This window comes from Neobacillus pocheonensis, from assembly GCF_050477905.1.
GTDB lineage: Bacteria > Bacillota > Bacilli > Bacillales > Cytobacillaceae > Neobacillus > Neobacillus pocheonensis_A.
In genome coordinates, this window is sequence record NZ_JBCNAD010000025.1 from 46,474 (window position 1) to 61,924 (window position 15,451).

The following is a 15,451-nucleotide window of genomic DNA, read 5'->3' on the forward strand; positions in this document are numbered from 1 at the left end:
TTATTTTTACAAGCCTGAGGAAAACTTAACTGCTCCTCAAGCTTTTTTTATGGAAAAATTTTCTTTACTTTACCATTATTTCATCCTATATTTTAACTAATATAAATTAGAATTATCCAATCATCCCGCCACCCTGATTCATATCTTCCTTATTCATGCCCTTTCTGACATCATGTCTGCACTATCTTTCTACTTTTTCACAATGAATTAACAAGACTTATTGATCTACGTTAATTATCCTTTTCTTTAAAAATATCAAAGGAGTGAAAATATGACTAAATCCATTTCAAGGCTAGCGAAATATACTTCCATTTTTGCTGGAATCCTTCTTATCTGTGCTCACGCATTAAATGTAGGTTCTGGAGAATTTGGATCGATTATTGGCCATCTACTAGTATTCATTGCTCATTTGCTGCTCGTATTTGCTTTTTTCGGACTATATTTCTATCAAGGGGAGAAAAATGGAATCTTAGGATTATTGGCCATGCTTCTCGGAAACATTGGTAATATCATTGTCACAGCGATTGTCTATGTAGAAATTGCTCAGGCTTATCTGAAAAAAGCCCTCCCTGTCAACAATGTACCTGTTAACGAACCCATTTCCATGTTTGGACCTCTTTTGTTTGTTTTAGGCATGATTCTTTTAGGGATTAGCATTATTCGCGGAAAGGTACTGCCAGCCTCTTCAGGCTATCTGCTGTTAATAGGTACAATAGTGTTTGCAGCCGCAAGCGTAATGGGTCAATACCAGGCTGCAGTTGAGGTTATTGGCGCCATTCTTACAGGGGCGGGATTGATTTTAGGCGGAATAAAAATAAGATACTAAGCTCTTCTTTAGAAAATCCGAATCGAATCAAAATGAGCTTAAGACCAGGTCCTAAGCTCATTCAAAACATTGTTTTAACAAATCCTCAATTTGTGCGATTGTAATTCCATCGACTGCCTGTGCTTCCAAACTTTCATACCTTTCAAGTGCTTCAGCTAGTAAATCTCTCTCATCTTCCTTCATATCAACACCCACTTTAACTATTTCATCATAGTGATGATTCCTATTCTTCTCTTTCCATTAACAATTTATTTAAATTCATTTTCAAATTTATTTAACGGCCTTCCAAATTGTCCATCTATCTTTTTCAACGATGTTGGTCTCCCTTTTAATGGCCTCATCGATATGATTCAATAATAGTTTTAACTCGTTGTTATCTAATTCATGTAAAATACTTCTTCCCGTTCTTTCACTCAAATCTTGAAGTAATTGATCCCTCGTTTCATACAATTTTCTTGTTTCCCATAAGGTAATCTCCTGAATATCTTTAAATCCTGCTGCCCTTAGGCCTTCGACAACGGTCTGACTATCGTGTCTGCGCTTCGTCTCTTTTTCCATTAATCTTGGAAAAACTTCAAAGAAATATCCTCTAATATGGGTATCGCTTCCCTCTATTAAACAATCAGCAGGAGTACGATCTTGAACAATATAGAATCCGTCCTCCTTAAGGATTCTATATGCTTCATCGAAACAGGCAGGTAAATCCTCAAAATGATGAATCAATGCCCTTTCCAGCAACAAATCAGCACTATTGGTCGCTAAACCAGATTCAAACGCACTTCCATGCTTAAATGAAATATTTTTATATTCTTTACAGTTTTCTCTGGCGCCTTCAAGAATCGGCTCGGAAAAATCGACACCCGTTACCATCGAAACACCCATGTCTGAAAGTGCCTTCGAATAAATTCCTCCGCCACAGCCTATATCCACTGCTTTAGAAATATTCTCAATTGGTACAAGGTCTTTTATGGCATTAATCCATGAATGATTAGCCGTTCTGGTTGTGTATGTAACGCGATTTTCTTGACTATGAAAATCAATTCCCACTCTACATCCCCCACCTCGAGTTTATCCTAAACAGTTAAATTTTACCACGAGGCAGGAATTTAAAACAATTAATATTAGTAGTAGCTCCGAAACTCTTGTTATTGAAAGTTGTTTGTGTGTTCTGCCATTTTCAGCTTATCGACTATTTCTTGATTTACTGGTATGCCCAACTCACTATACGAATAAAGTACTGCTCCTAAAACGGGAGAAAGTTGTGGGGCTTGAAATGAAAAGGTATGATTAGATTTTATTCTGTCTAGTTTATCCATTAAAAGCTTTGTCATGAATGGATCTTTTATGACCCCTCCAATAAGAGCTAGTGGAACTTCGATTGAAGGAAACCTAGAGGCAACCAAGTTGATCCCTATTACTAGTGAGTCAATTACTTTCTCACAAGCACGATAGGCTATTTTACTTCCTTTAGATGCGGCCGATGTAACAAATGCTGCCATTCCACTTAACTGCTGAATAGCCTTTACCCGATTTTCAGAGAAACCTTTTGATGCTAATATTCGAAATTCTTCAATGTCGCTAGTTCCCCAGTAGCTTAGGACGGACTGAATAAAACCTTGTTCTTCCACTGGATGTTTTTGTGTGATGATTTCATAAATTACTGAGTATGATAAATATCTTGCTGCGGCCGCTGAATCATGATGAAAATCATAATTTCTTATTATGGAACCTGCATCTGTTTTTCCAAGAACAATCGAACCTGTCCCAGCAATGGCTAAAATGCCTTGTCCGCCAACAAAAGCACCAAATTGAGCCACATGGGCATCATTTAATACTACTTTCACGCATTCCAGTCCCAGGATATTCAAAAACTCATTAGCCCATTTTCTATCTTCGGGTCTATTTAATCCGGCAAATCCACCAACAATACATTCTACTGACGACACCTTTGTGTTAGCTTGATGTAAAACCTCTCTAATCGCAGCTTTCACATTTTCATCTGGATGTTGATTTTTCCCTGGGTGGGAACCTGGATACTTTGAGAAGGCTAGAATTTTTCCTTTTACATCCGCCGCTGCTACTCTTGTATAGGTGCCTCCCCCGTCAATTCCTAATACAATATGTTGACTCAAGTGATCTCTCCTTTATGACTATTTTTTCACCTTTTGGAAATAGCGATAATGATACACAAAGGACAAAAAATCCACTAATAATAAAAACGTGTAAATTACAAGCCACCACAAATTTTTATCCAACCATGAAAGCCATAATTCCTGTCCTGCCACTTTTGTTCCTTTTTTAAACATACTTAGGTCATGACCAAATCCCAAAAGGATAGAAAGAATACTAAGTCCACCAAACATTATGATAATGGCAATATAGTTACTCTTAATTTTATTATTCGCCTCTTTATCATTCTTGAATAAAAACGAAAAGAGGCCCAAAGTCCAAGAAATCACCCGATTTCGACTAGATTCTGTTTCAGGATGATCCGAATCCCTATCCTTTGGCTTTCTAAGAAATGTTTCCCACTCTAATGAACGTTCTGAAATATTTGCACTACGTATAAACTCATTATGTATTTTATCCTCTATACTTTTAATATATTGACCTGCACGGGACATTCTCCGAACTTCCCCATTCCAAATCAAAATAATTAAATTACACATAAAGGGAATAAACAAAACAAAAATGCTTTCGACGATTTTCTCTTTTCCCCAAAGATTTGCACTAAAAGCAATTAACACCCCTATTGCTGTTAACCCATAGTTGATAATGGATTGCTGGTGCTTTAAAGCATCACTTGATTCATTTCTTAATGAATTATATTCTTCCATAACAATATCAAACCACTTTAATTGAAATTCCCTTTGCTTATCGTCTCTATCCTCCATTTACAAATCACCCTTAAACCGTTTCAACAACTCATTTAATGTAATTTCCTCTGTACTCATCACATGCCAATCTGCCTGCCCCATCTCTTTTTCCATCCCAACACCTACCGAAAACATTTTTGTTGCTTTAATAGCTCGCAATCCGGCTTCGCCATCTTCTATAGCGGCACAATTCTCATAGGGGATTCTAAAAGAGTCTGCTGCCTTCAAGAATATTTCAGGATCAGGTTTCCCCTTTTTTAACGATGAGGGATCTACAATCGTATCAAAATAGTGAAGCAGCCCCATTTGTTTTAATACTGTTTCCCCATTGGTACTTGAAGATGCTAATCCTATTCTTATGTTATTGTCTTTTAAATTTATAATTAATTGCTTCATGCCTGGTAAAATGAATTTTTCATCGAGGTCCTGAAGCAATTGTTGATAATGGATATTTTTATTATTAGCCAGTTCTTTTTTTTCTTCGTCACTTAAAAATTTTCCTGACTGTTTGACCATTGCATCAATAATTTCCATGCGTCCAATCCCTTTAAATTTCTCATTATCTTTTCTTGAAAATGAGAGAGAAAGTTGCTCGGCCACCTTTTTATTCGCAATATAATAAAGCTCAAATGTATCTGCAATAACGCCATCTAAATCAAAAATAACTGCCTCTAGTTTTCTTTTCAAATCTGCAGTCTCCTCTTAACTTTTTAGATTCAAACATTATAAACTATTATACCATCATACAAAGCTTTCGAGTCAGCGACTAGGCACTTAAGGTTTGAAGTTAATACAAAAAAACTGCCATATGGCAGTCCCTCTGTCTTCATCCATTTAGTTTTTTCTATCGATTAATCTTTTCTTTACCATTCTATGATTGAAATTTTTCCAATCTATTAAATGCCTGTTCCCAATCATCTATGCTATGCGTATGGTTTGTTCCTTCATAATCGGTAGTATCATTTAATGGTTTCCTTTTTAATGAAACTTTACCGCCCATCTAATATTTTTTACTAATCCAAGAAACAAGCGGGAAGATGGGAAGAAATCCGATGAAGCTAATTATATATCCTAACCATTTTTTCTTGCCAAACTTGCGAAGGTACCATCCAACTATTAAAGCTGCTAGAGTTAGCGCAACAAGTAAAATACTGAACAAAGCTAGGTAATATTCATTAATGCCCAACTTTGCGCTCAATGGTGAAACAATAGATTCTATAGTGTCTAATGGGTAATGATGTTCTTGATCTTTCAGATTAACTAGATTTGTTTTCAGTTCAGTTTCAGAGTTTTGAATGAAATGTTGGGCTTGTTGGATTTTGTACTGAGCAAAGTTTTGTGTTTGACTAGGAACTGCAGTTTGATTGTTACGAACAACCCCGCCCAGCAAAAGGCGATAATCCATAAGTGTTCCATTTACTAATGATCCCTTTCTTTGATGGAGGCTATGTTCATAATATCTAATGTTTAAACTCGTTTACTTGTAGAATACAAAAGCACCTATCTAAGTTTGAGAGACAGGTGCTTTAGCAAGGAATTATTCAGAATTAAACAGAATTTGAAAAAGAATGTTAAAGTATTCGTGTTTGAATATCATTTAACTAGGTTTCTTACTTCTTAGGAGCTGAGTAGCTCTTTGGCTGTTCTAGACCTCGCTGCTCCATGACTGCACGCAGTCTGTCCGGGTAGTCGGTGATGATCCCGTCAACGCCGTCATCCATAAGCTTTTCCATGGTCGGCTCGTCATCGATTGTCCACGGTATCACCTTCATTCCATTCTTGTGCGCTTCCTCTACCATGTCCTTCGTTACGTATGGCTGATAGTCCGCATCGGTGACTTTACCATTCTGCGGGAAACCGTGTACCGGTGAGATGGCGTCGGCACCAAAAGAGTGAGCTGCCGCCACTAGGTCTCCTCCGAAGTCGTCGATATCAATGCCCCCCAACCAAGGAGATGCACCAACTTGACCAGGCTGCAGGAACTGCGGGCCGTTGGTCAGTGCGACGAGGGGCAAGCGCGGCTCGACCTCGTGCATGCGCATGAGCGATCCCCAATCGAAGCTTTGAATTGACACCCGATTGATCATTCCGGCTTCGCGAACCTCGCGGGCAACAATCTGTACGAATTCTTCACGTGGAGCAGTCTGCTCTGGTGCACCGGCCTCTACCTTCGTCTCAATGTTCATCCACACCTTGTTCGCGTGATAACGCTTAACGAGGTCGAAAATCTCGCTTAACATTGGCATCCTCGCTCCGGGGCTCAAGTTCTGGCCTGGGAATTGCGACAGCTTTAGCGATCCGCAGTCCAGTGTACGCACTTGGGCCAGTGTGAGGTCCTTGATATACTTGCCGACATAGGGATATTCAGTGTCGCCAGGGAATGCTGGGCCTGTATCCTGGCACTTGGCACCCGAGATTTTACGGTCATGTGTGATTACGGCTTGATGATCCTTAGTGATTTGCACGTCCATCTCAAGTGTGCTCACACCGACTTCGAGAGCGCGAGAAAACGATGCAATTGTGGACTCACTTGTAAGGCCGATTCCACCACGGTGCGCCTCTAGATCGAACCCTTTCGGACCGAAGCTCTTTGAAATTTCAGACCAGGACTTATTCTCAGCAGCCGAAGCCGATTGTGCTGATAATTGGCCTGCACCTGTACACACCATAAGAGCTGCCATCGTTGCTAGTACAAACTTTTTCTTTTTCAAATGCTCATCCCCTTATAAAATCTATTACTCTATTAGTATAGTAGGATAATGTAAATCCTTGATGGTGCATTTGAAAAGATTTAGTAAAGAAAACTAAGAAAATTGTCACAGTCCTATTGACTTAAATAGTTATATGAATCTAGCAATCAAGCTTTTAGCAGGAAGCAAAATCCCCTTTTCAAAAAAGTATAGGACAAACTTATGTATTTTTTTGATTGAATCCTTTTTCCATCTTTGACGTGTTAAAATTTTCGAATATCTGTTTAAAAAAGAAGATCCAGTCTATCAAGATAAGAGACTGGACCTTCAATAGATTACAAAAATAGTCTGGACACTAACACGCGGGGTACTGTGGGTAGCGAACCGATAAAAATCTATTAAACTCTAAACTTACCCATTCCCGCTTATATTTCGTTATGGTAGTTTCAAAGCTACATTATAGTCATCGTATCCACCATAGTACTGCCAAATTTCTGCCTTTTCGTTTGTTCCAGGAAAATTGCCCCAACTTGGATTACTTGTTGTCAAATCTGTTGGGATTTCACTCGGGTAATAAGCAACCCAATAAGCCCCCGGTGTACTTGGTGAAAAGTTCCCCATCGTGCGTTCCCAGTTCCCTTTAGACGAATAGGTACCAGGTTTTACACCTTGTCCATATTGATTTAGATAATTAACAAATGCTTTATAAATGGTTTGATTATTTGCATAGTCATAGTCATTCATACCGGTTGAAGCCGATTCCACATCAATAAAGATAACAGGTCTAACTTTCGAACCATATACACTCTTCATAGTTTCGTAGGTTTGTAGTGCTAATTTTGCCTGCTGCGCTCCCCAATCACTTGCAGAGGTGCCCGCTGGCGCCTTTTGTATTCCGGATAAAAACCAATAACCATAAACATAGCTAGCAGTCTGTGCTCTAGCACTACTGAAATAAATTCCACTGCCCGTGTTTGCGTCAAATTGTACAGTATTCCCATAACCTAACTTCCCTAGGTAAAAATCTTCCCCTTTAGGATTCGCTGATGAAGCAGAATCCGATCCGAATAAATAAGCCACTGTAGCATCAGTTTCAGTCGATTCTGACGATTGAGTTTTGGAAAAAATCGCCGAATTTGTGGAAGCATGAATTCTTGCTGTTGCACTAGCATGTACACTTGCCTGCGATTTTACAATTCTGCCTTCTTTCTTTTGTTGAATCTCAACTTTTACTTCTGCTTTAGGCTGAGCAGGAACCTCCGGGTTTACAGTGAGTGCAGTAGTTACATTTTCGCTGGCATGTATATTTTGAGACCTGTTTGCTTGAACAGCTTTTACAGGTTCCAATTTTGTTTTATTTTGGGAACTGTTTGCTTGAACAGTTTTAACAGGTTCCACTTTTGCTTTATCAAGTCCAGCCGCTGCAGTAAAATGGCCGCCAGTCATTAGTCCAAAAGACAATACTGTAGTTACTACGATAGATTTTACAAGTTTTTTTGTGTTCATTCCAATTTTGCTCCTTTAATTATCGTTACATGTGGCTAAATTAGCAGTAAACGTTAAGAAAAAAGGAGCTGCTTTTGGCGGTGGTGATGGCGGCGCATTGATCCATTGATGACAGTACTTAGCCTGGCGGGAAGTATAGCTCTGGCCAAGGTTCAAAGCAAAATATTCATCCCAGTCAAACCAATTTACAATAAAGCTTGTCGTGCCTGCCCCCGGGCCTGGAACATCATTTGATTGCCCTCCAGAGGATTGCGTTCTTTGCAGAGGGTTATTCAAAAACTCAATGTTCACAGGAATCTTCCAATTGTTAGATGGAGCCTTGTTTTCTTCATCTATTAACGGTTTCTGCACCAAGGTCAGAGGACTACTCGTCTTTATTGATACTGAGGAGTCAGTATCTTTTGTAAAAGTTTTTGACTTAGCATTCAAACCTGTTGGCTGGCTGTTGGTTTCCCCATCATATTTAGTTCGGTTTGAGGAGAGTGACTTAGGGACCTCCGGAAGCTTGTTCGTGACAGCATTTGGAATTGCTGATCCTGTTTGTCCTGTATCTTTCACCTTTGCAGCCGGTTCTGCAGATTGACCAGCCTTTACATTCGTATCTAAGGAAGGTGCTGCCTTTTCAATACCCCTATTCACCTTGTCTGGTGACTTTGGAACAGGCTTTGTTTGGGGTCGAGGGGTTCCAGGATTCGTCACTGGTTTTTGAACCACTCTACTTTGACTTTTATGTACGTTTTCAGGTGTAACGGACACTGTTTTTTCCGAAGCCATTGGACTTTCTCTTTCCTCTAAAACGAGAGTTTGTGCTGCAGAGTTATGAGGTTCCGGTTGACCGGCCACTCCGTTTTTCTCTGCAAATGCATTATTTGGCATGAAAGCAGCAGCCCCTAAAAATACACCCATTAGAATAAAATGCCGAATGTGCATGATTTCACCCCCTTTCAAAAGGTAGGATCATAACTTCCATGGACAACATTCGACATTGTTTTTGAATTTTTGTCGGTTTTTCTTCCTACTAATAAAGAAAGAGTTCTTTTAACCTAAGCTGAATCTTTAATGGATGAGTCAAATCTCCTTAAACAAGAGGGCTTTACACATATACGACTGAGGATTTCGAAACTATTTTGATCAAGGTGATGCCAAACAAATAGATTAATAGAATTTGAAGTAAGTAGTTTTTTATATGTACATGGACATCTTTAGAGTCATCAAAAAATAAACACCTCAATTAAATGAGTTGTTTTCGATAGGTAACCTAACTAGGATGAAGAATTCACTCGTTTTAGAATCTAAATTGCATTAATTTTACAAAATGTAAAAAACAGGCTTCCTACCAAGGACGAATGGGTAGCTGGTCCCTTTCCAATTGAGAAGGGTTCATATAAAATACCAGTCCTTTTTTTCACATGTAGGAGATTTCTACCTATCATTTATGATGTGAAAGTCTATTAAAACTAGTTCTATCAAAATGGCAAATACTCTTTTAGAAATGTGTTATTTTATCAGCTAGTTTGTCTCATTCGAAAAAGCTCTTCTATGAATAATATAAATGAGGTAAAAATAAAATTTTTACTAAAAAAATATCATTTTATAAGGGAGAATTTTATTTGGAAGAAAAAGATCATTTAATGAATATGGGCTTACTGGGATCCAGCTCCCTCAACGCTTCTGCTCAGGACAGTGGCGGTAGACTGGACTATCTCTATATCAGTGGCGGCAGTGATGATTCTGTGAAGCGTTTCGATGCAGAAACCGGACAGTTCCGCGACACCTTTGTCACATCAAAAAGCGGAGGTTTGAAAGGTCCTCGAGGAATTCTCTTCAGCCGTGAAGGCCATCTCCTTGTCTCGAACCAGAACGTTAACCTGGACCAGAACGGCAACGTGTTAAAGTACAAGGGACAGAACGGGGCATTTCAAAGTGAGTTCGTCCGTTCAGATAGAGAAGGCGCCTCATTCGCGCCGCGCGGCATGGTTCTCTCGGACCAGAACGTCCTCTATGTGGCGGACTTTTTGGATCCGAACGACAAACCGGGAGAATTACGGATGTATGATGGCAGCACGGGGAATTTTCTAGGCAATCTCGACCATTCTAGCTTCAGCGGGCAGTTTTATCCCCGCGGTGTCGTCTTCGGCCCTGACAGTATGCTATATGTATCAGTCCGCAACATTCCATCGCATTCCGGTGGCTATGTCGTGCGATTTGACCCGGTGACAGGCTTCCTCGAAGAGTTTGTTAAAAGTAACGAGTTCAACAATCTTCACCGTCCTGAAGGCTTGGTCTTCGGTCCGGACGGAAACCTCTACCTCACAAGTTTCCGCCTGAACAAGAATGATACTGACAAAATTTTGATCTTCGATGGGAATACTGGCGAGTTTCTCGACCAAATTGACCTCTACACTGTCGGCGGGCCACGCGCCTTTGCACAGGCAATCCTGTTCGGACCGGATGGAAAGCTGTTTGTCCCCATTACTGGTGACGGACCTGATACAGGTTCAGTGCGGCGCTACGATGTTCAGACCAAGACATTCGATGTGATCGTGCCTCCCGCTTCAGCAGGCGGACCATTAGGGCAGCCGTGGTTTCTGACATTTGGCAAAACAAATCCTTCAACGCTGGCTTACCAGGGATAGAAAAACGAAAAACACGGACAAGTCTTGATAATTGAATTCGAATTGGCGCAAATTTGTGATAGGAAAGGAGATGATTTTATTGGGTTTAAGAAGTCAAAATATTTGTGATTATATTGTCATTGATGTTTATCTCGGAGGAGACCTATGGAGTGGATGATTCAAGAGGATATTAAATTTTACACAATAGATGATACAAACGAGAAGGATAGATAAAACAGATACATTTTGATTTATCTATCCTTTTTTCTTTTTTTAACAGATAGAGCTACCTTAATTAACTAATCATGTATAGCTGTAACAGTCCCATCTTTAAAGTGAACATATCTCTTTACCACTGCTTATTTTTATAATTAACTGAAAATTCACAAAAACACCAAACAGACTTAACATTCCTTCCTTATGCTTTAGTTGTAACTAACTAGAGGATTGGGAGGCGAGGAAAAGAGTGAAAGACACATTGAATTGGAACGTACTGAGAAAAGCAGTACCTGCTTTCGTTCTTACGACTTCATTAACAGCGGGCATTGTTATGGCTTCTGGGAATCCCAGTGAAATAGGTTCCCATAATAACAACGAGACTAATAAGAAGCGTTTCATTCAATTGCAATTACTCGGAGTAAACGATTTTCACGGTCAGCTAAACATTACCCGGAAATTTAATGGAAAAGATGTCGGCCGTGTTGAGTATCTCGCTGCCTATTTAAAGCAAAAGAAAGCTAAAAATAAGAACACCCTTTTGGTTCATGCAGGTGACATGGTTGGCGCAAGTGCACCTGTATCCTCGCTTCTGCAGGATGAACCGACCATCAAAGTGTTAAACAAATTAGGTTTCGATGTTGGAACCTTGGGAAATCACGAATTTGACCAAGGTGTGAAAGAAATGATGCGCTTAATCCACGGAGGATTCCACCCCACTACTGGATATTTTGAAGGTACTCAATTCCCCTATATATGTGCCAACGTAATTGACGTCAAAACAGGAAAATCACTCCTTCCTCCCTATAAAATTATAAAAGTAAATGACATACCAATCGGATTTATCGGTGTTGTATTAGACGATACACCTTCTATGGTGAATTCTGATGGAATAAAAGACATTAAATTCATAGATGAAGTAACCGCCATTAACCAAGCGGTGTCACAGTTAAAGAAACAAGGTGTGAAAGCGATCATTGTATTGGCTCATAATGAAGGCAGGCAGACCCGTCCCAACGGTGCTCCTGCTGGAGAAATCGTCGAAATGGCTAAAAAGGTAGACGATGAAGTGGACGTGATGTTTGCCGGTCACAGCCATACCTTTCTTAATACAGAAGTGGATGGAAAGCTGCTTATTCAGGCCTATTCATATGGAACTGCTTTCTCAGACGTTTCCGTAGAGATTGATCCCATCACGAAAGAGATTGTAAGCAAAAAAGCGGAAATTGTGATGGTTTATCAGGAGTCGATTAAACCTGATGGCGAAATCAAGAAAATGGTTGAAGAGTATGAAGCGGAAGTTTCTTCTTTTGTAAATGAAGTCGTTGGCAAGGCTGCTGACGACATTCCAGCAAGTCGAAACGAGAATGGTGAATCAGCGTTGGGCAATCTAATTGCTGATTCGCTGAGGAAAGAGATGCATTCAGATTTCGCGTTTATTAATCCTGGTGGAATCCGAGCTGACCTCCATAAGGGAGACATTACTTATGGGGAGTTATTAACTATCCTGCCATTTAAACGGAAACTCGTAAAAATGACGCTTACTGGCGAACAAATCCGCCTCTTATTAAATCAGCAATGGCAGCCCGGAAAATTGAGAATGCTGCAGATTTCCGGTTTGAAATATACCTGGGACAGTACAAAACCTGTTGGCAGCAAAGTGGTCGATATTTTCTCTGCTGACGGAACTGCGATTGATCCCAAAGAAAACTATACCGTTACTGTAAATGACTACCTGGCTGATGGCGGTGACAATTTCACTGTTTTCCGTAAAGGGACTCATAAAACCGCTGGTCCTGTTGATATTGATGTGTTTAAAAAGCACGTGCTGCAATTAACAGATCCGCTTACTCCTTTGATAGAAGGAAGGATTAAAAAAATTCGATGAGTTAATGATTGTTACCTCACTGAAAGTATGATGATGTAAATTTCATTAATAATCTGTAAATTTAGAATAATAAATATTTCAGGTGATTAATGAAACGGTTAAGAAATGTTAAGAAATGGCAAATTGCATTCTATCTTTTATTAAAACTTGTATGATAAGACTGTAATACCAAATGCAAGCATTCAAGGAGGAATAGAAATGAAATCTTTCAAAAAGTGGTTATTTGCTCTAATGTCCGCATTGATGTTACTTGGGGCTGCGACAGCATGCTCAGACAAAAGTTCGAAACAGGATGATCCCAACACGCAACAAACCGATGATGGATCACAAACTGATGATGGTTCGCAAAGCGACGACGGTAATTCTGGTCAATAAGAAATTTCTGCATAAAAGAACGAGACGGCTTCTGCCGTCTTGTTTGCCTTTCTACAAAAATAGAATAACTTTCTATTTTAGGGATATTTATCTAGATAATGAAAATCATTTTGGTGCCTTTTCCTTATTGATAATCACAACACAATAAATGATAATGATAATCGATATCAATGATAATAATTATCAATTAATGTAGGAGGTATTATTATGTTTATTCAATTTTTAAAGGAAAACCGCTATGTATCCTTAGTACTTATGTTACTTCGACTCTATCTAGGATGGCAGTGGTTAAATGCTGGCTGGGGAAAAATCTCAAGTGGAAAATTTGATGCAAGCGGCTTTTTGGTTGGGGCAGTAAAAAATATGTCTGGTGAACACCCTTCTGTTCAACCTTGGTGGGGAAACTTTTTAAAAGAGGTTGCCATACCATACGTCGATATTATTAATGTAATAGTTCCTTGGGGAGAATTTTTAGTAGGAATAGGATTAATCTTAGGTATTTTTACATCATTTTCCATACTCATGGGACTTACTATGAACTTTGCTTATTTGTTATCAGGAACGACAAGTACAAATCCCCAGATGGTTTTATTAGGTCTGTTCATACTTGTTGCAGGAATGAATGCTGGAAAAGTTGGATTGGACCGTTGGTCCCTGCCCTACCTTAGAAAATTGATAGATAAGAAAGCTGGAAATCAACCATATTCCGAAAGTGCATAATGAAATTAGCCTTTCTATATTATTAAATTAGGCTATAATACAGTAACCTGTAATAAGATTACTTCGAAGGATACTAAAAACCTACTTACACCGAATGTAAAGGTTACCGTTTTCGGGTGCTTTTTTTATAAATGACACAAGAAATGACGTATGAATTGGCATACGTCATTTTTCTTTATTTATCAAGGTTTCTGCGAGTTTTTAATGAAGTTGACATAGTAATTGACATCATTTTTTATGTTGGACAATAAGTATTGTTCAATTAAAAAATAAGGTCAAAGCTACTGTCAACAACAATTATTGCGAAACGTCCGCTCCATGGAGAGCTAACGGGATAGTTTTGTCCCGATAACAAAAACTAACAGAATGAAAACGATAAATATATAAAGGAGATTACATATGCTGAAAAAGATACTGAAAATCCTTCAAGTACTCCTAATTGTAATTTTCGGAGCAAGTTATGTTTTACATGTTTGGGGTAAAATTGACAGAACTGCAGCTGAAAAAAGGATGGTATTTGACCAGCAGCCCATCCAATACCCGATTCGTCAAAGTAATATTACTATGTATACGGACGGGAAACAGTTTTACAATCAATTATTCTCAGATATAAGGAAAGCAAATCATTACGTGCATATCAACTTTTTCTCTATTGCTGATGATAAAGTAAGTCATCAATTTCTAGATTTATTGAAACAAAAAAGCCAGGAAGGTGTGGAAGTATATTATGCTGTGGACGGGCTGGGTGGAATTTTACTAAAGAAAAGGGAAAGAGAATTATTAGTTAAAGCAGGAGTGCATTTTACGTATTACAATAAGCCTGCTTTTCCTTATCTTTTTGCTTCTTTGGATCGTCGGAATCATCGCCGTATTTCAATTATTGATGGAAGGATTGGGTACATTGGCGGATTTAACATCGGCAAGAAGTATTTAGGAGAAAAAGTAAAACTCGGTCACTGGAGAGATTATCACCTTCAAATACGAGGAGAAGGGGTTCAAGATCTAGAACATCAATTTGTGTTAGACTGGAAGAAAAACACAGAGGAACAGATTCCTATACACAGCGCGACAAAGGAAAAGGGAGCAACCCGGCATCGATTTACTGCCTATTATAGCGGAGAAAAACTTGGGCAAGATTATGCAACGCTGTTTCATCAAGCAAAAGAGTCCATCATTATAGTAACACCTTATTTTATACTAAATGACAGAACTATTTGGAACTCATTAGTTGATGCAAGAAAAAGAGGAGTTCGTGTTAAAATTCTGTTCTCACCTCATTCGGATGCACTGTTAGTTAAAGAGGCAGCGTATCCATATATTCGAAAAGCATTAAAACAGGGAATAGAAGTATACGGTTATAAAAAGGGAGTAATGCACGGTAAAGCATTCTTGATTGATAAAAACGTATTGATGGTAGGGACCGTAAATTTTGATTCGCGCTCGTTTCATTTAAATGAAGAAATGAACTGTTATATCCATGACCCTGTCTTTATTTCAAAAGTAAAGCCAGTCATCAATAAAGACATCCAAAATTCAAAGCGAGTAACATCCTCTGACGTCAATCAATTATCTATAAAAGAAAAACTGAAAGAAAAGTTTGCAAAAATGATTGGGTATTATTTGTAAAACCCCCACAGTGGGCTTTCACCACCTAGATAGTTCCCATGCCTGGCACAATCGAGTAGAGGGAAAATAAGTTGATTATTTTCGCCCCTCTCACACCACCGTACGTACGGTTC

15 protein-coding genes are annotated in these 15,451 nt (G+C 39.0%); 6 read left to right on the top strand and 9 right to left on the bottom strand.

Features of this window, described 5'->3' with window-relative positions; translation table 11 throughout:
• The first annotated feature begins 271 nt into the window (after nucleotides 1–271).
• A complete protein-coding gene (locus ABES02_RS15020) occupies nucleotides 272–826 on the top strand; it encodes a hypothetical protein (RefSeq protein ID WP_430136296.1) in 555 nt (184 codons plus the stop codon).
• A gap of 57 nt (nucleotides 827–883) precedes the next feature.
• Here ABES02_RS15020 and ABES02_RS15025 read toward each other — a convergent pair whose 3' ends face one another.
• From ABES02_RS15025 to ABES02_RS15065, 9 genes are all read right to left on the bottom strand, one after another.
• On the bottom strand, nucleotides 884–1,009 hold the full coding sequence (locus ABES02_RS15025; protein WP_430136299.1) for a hypothetical protein: 126 nt from the start codon (nucleotides 1,007–1,009) through the stop codon (nucleotides 884–886).
• Between the two features lie 87 nt (nucleotides 1,010–1,096).
• Nucleotides 1,097–1,873 (bottom strand): class I SAM-dependent methyltransferase, encoded by a 777-nt coding sequence (locus ABES02_RS15030; protein ID WP_430136302.1) that lies wholly within the window; start codon nucleotides 1,871–1,873, stop codon nucleotides 1,097–1,099.
• A gap of 98 nt (nucleotides 1,874–1,971) precedes the next feature.
• Nucleotides 1,972–2,958, bottom strand: a complete 987-nt coding sequence (locus ABES02_RS15035; RefSeq protein ID WP_430136305.1) for a BadF/BadG/BcrA/BcrD ATPase family protein — start codon at nucleotides 2,956–2,958, stop codon at nucleotides 1,972–1,974.
• An 18-nt stretch (nucleotides 2,959–2,976) separates the two neighbouring features.
• On the bottom strand, nucleotides 2,977–3,720 hold the full coding sequence (locus ABES02_RS15040; RefSeq protein WP_430136308.1) for a hypothetical protein: 744 nt from the start codon (nucleotides 3,718–3,720) through the stop codon (nucleotides 2,977–2,979).
• Nucleotides 3,721–4,389, bottom strand: a complete 669-nt coding sequence (pgmB, locus tag ABES02_RS15045; RefSeq protein WP_430136311.1) for a beta-phosphoglucomutase — start codon at nucleotides 4,387–4,389, stop codon at nucleotides 3,721–3,723. It abuts the gene before it with no gap.
• A 313-nt stretch (nucleotides 4,390–4,702) separates the two neighbouring features.
• Nucleotides 4,703–5,107 carry a hypothetical protein gene (locus ABES02_RS15050; protein WP_430136314.1) on the bottom strand — a complete coding sequence of 135 codons (405 nt, stop codon included), beginning with the start codon at nucleotides 5,105–5,107 and terminating at the stop codon, nucleotides 4,703–4,705.
• Nucleotides 5,108–5,312: 205 nt separating this feature from the next.
• Complete coding sequence (locus ABES02_RS15055) at nucleotides 5,313–6,413, bottom strand: glycerophosphodiester phosphodiesterase (protein WP_430136317.1); 1,101 nt, start codon at nucleotides 6,411–6,413, stop codon at nucleotides 5,313–5,315.
• A 414-nt stretch (nucleotides 6,414–6,827) separates the two neighbouring features.
• Nucleotides 6,828–7,898, bottom strand: coding sequence for a hypothetical protein (locus ABES02_RS15060; RefSeq protein ID WP_430136320.1), 1,071 nt, complete (start codon nucleotides 7,896–7,898; stop codon nucleotides 6,828–6,830).
• Nucleotides 7,899–7,913: 15 nt separating this feature from the next.
• The gene (locus tag ABES02_RS15065) at nucleotides 7,914–8,828 is read right to left on the bottom strand and encodes a hypothetical protein (RefSeq protein ID WP_430136323.1); all 915 of its coding nucleotides are present in this window, start codon (nucleotides 8,826–8,828) and stop codon (nucleotides 7,914–7,916) included.
• Nucleotides 8,829–9,508: 680 nt separating this feature from the next.
• On the opposite strand from ABES02_RS15065, the gene ABES02_RS15070 reads away from it, so the two are divergent.
• The 5 genes from ABES02_RS15070 (at nucleotide 9,509) to ABES02_RS15090 (ending at nucleotide 15,338) form a co-directional block, all read left to right on the top strand.
• Nucleotides 9,509–10,534, top strand: a complete 1,026-nt coding sequence (locus ABES02_RS15070; protein ID WP_430136326.1) for a hypothetical protein — start codon at nucleotides 9,509–9,511, stop codon at nucleotides 10,532–10,534.
• A gap of 529 nt (nucleotides 10,535–11,063) precedes the next feature.
• Complete coding sequence (locus ABES02_RS15075; protein WP_430136350.1) at nucleotides 11,064–12,617, top strand: bifunctional metallophosphatase/5'-nucleotidase; 1,554 nt, start codon at nucleotides 11,064–11,066, stop codon at nucleotides 12,615–12,617.
• A 198-nt stretch (nucleotides 12,618–12,815) separates the two neighbouring features.
• Nucleotides 12,816–12,992, top strand: coding sequence for a hypothetical protein (locus ABES02_RS15080; RefSeq protein ID WP_430136329.1), 177 nt, complete (start codon nucleotides 12,816–12,818; stop codon nucleotides 12,990–12,992).
• Nucleotides 12,993–13,199: 207 nt separating this feature from the next.
• Entirely contained in the window at nucleotides 13,200–13,712 is a 513-nt protein-coding gene (locus ABES02_RS15085; RefSeq protein ID WP_430136332.1) for a DoxX family membrane protein, read from the top strand.
• A gap of 399 nt (nucleotides 13,713–14,111) precedes the next feature.
• On the top strand, nucleotides 14,112–15,338 hold the full coding sequence (locus ABES02_RS15090) for a phospholipase D-like domain-containing protein (protein WP_430136335.1): 1,227 nt from the start codon (nucleotides 14,112–14,114) through the stop codon (nucleotides 15,336–15,338).
• The last annotated feature ends 113 nt before the right edge of the window (nucleotides 15,339–15,451 follow it).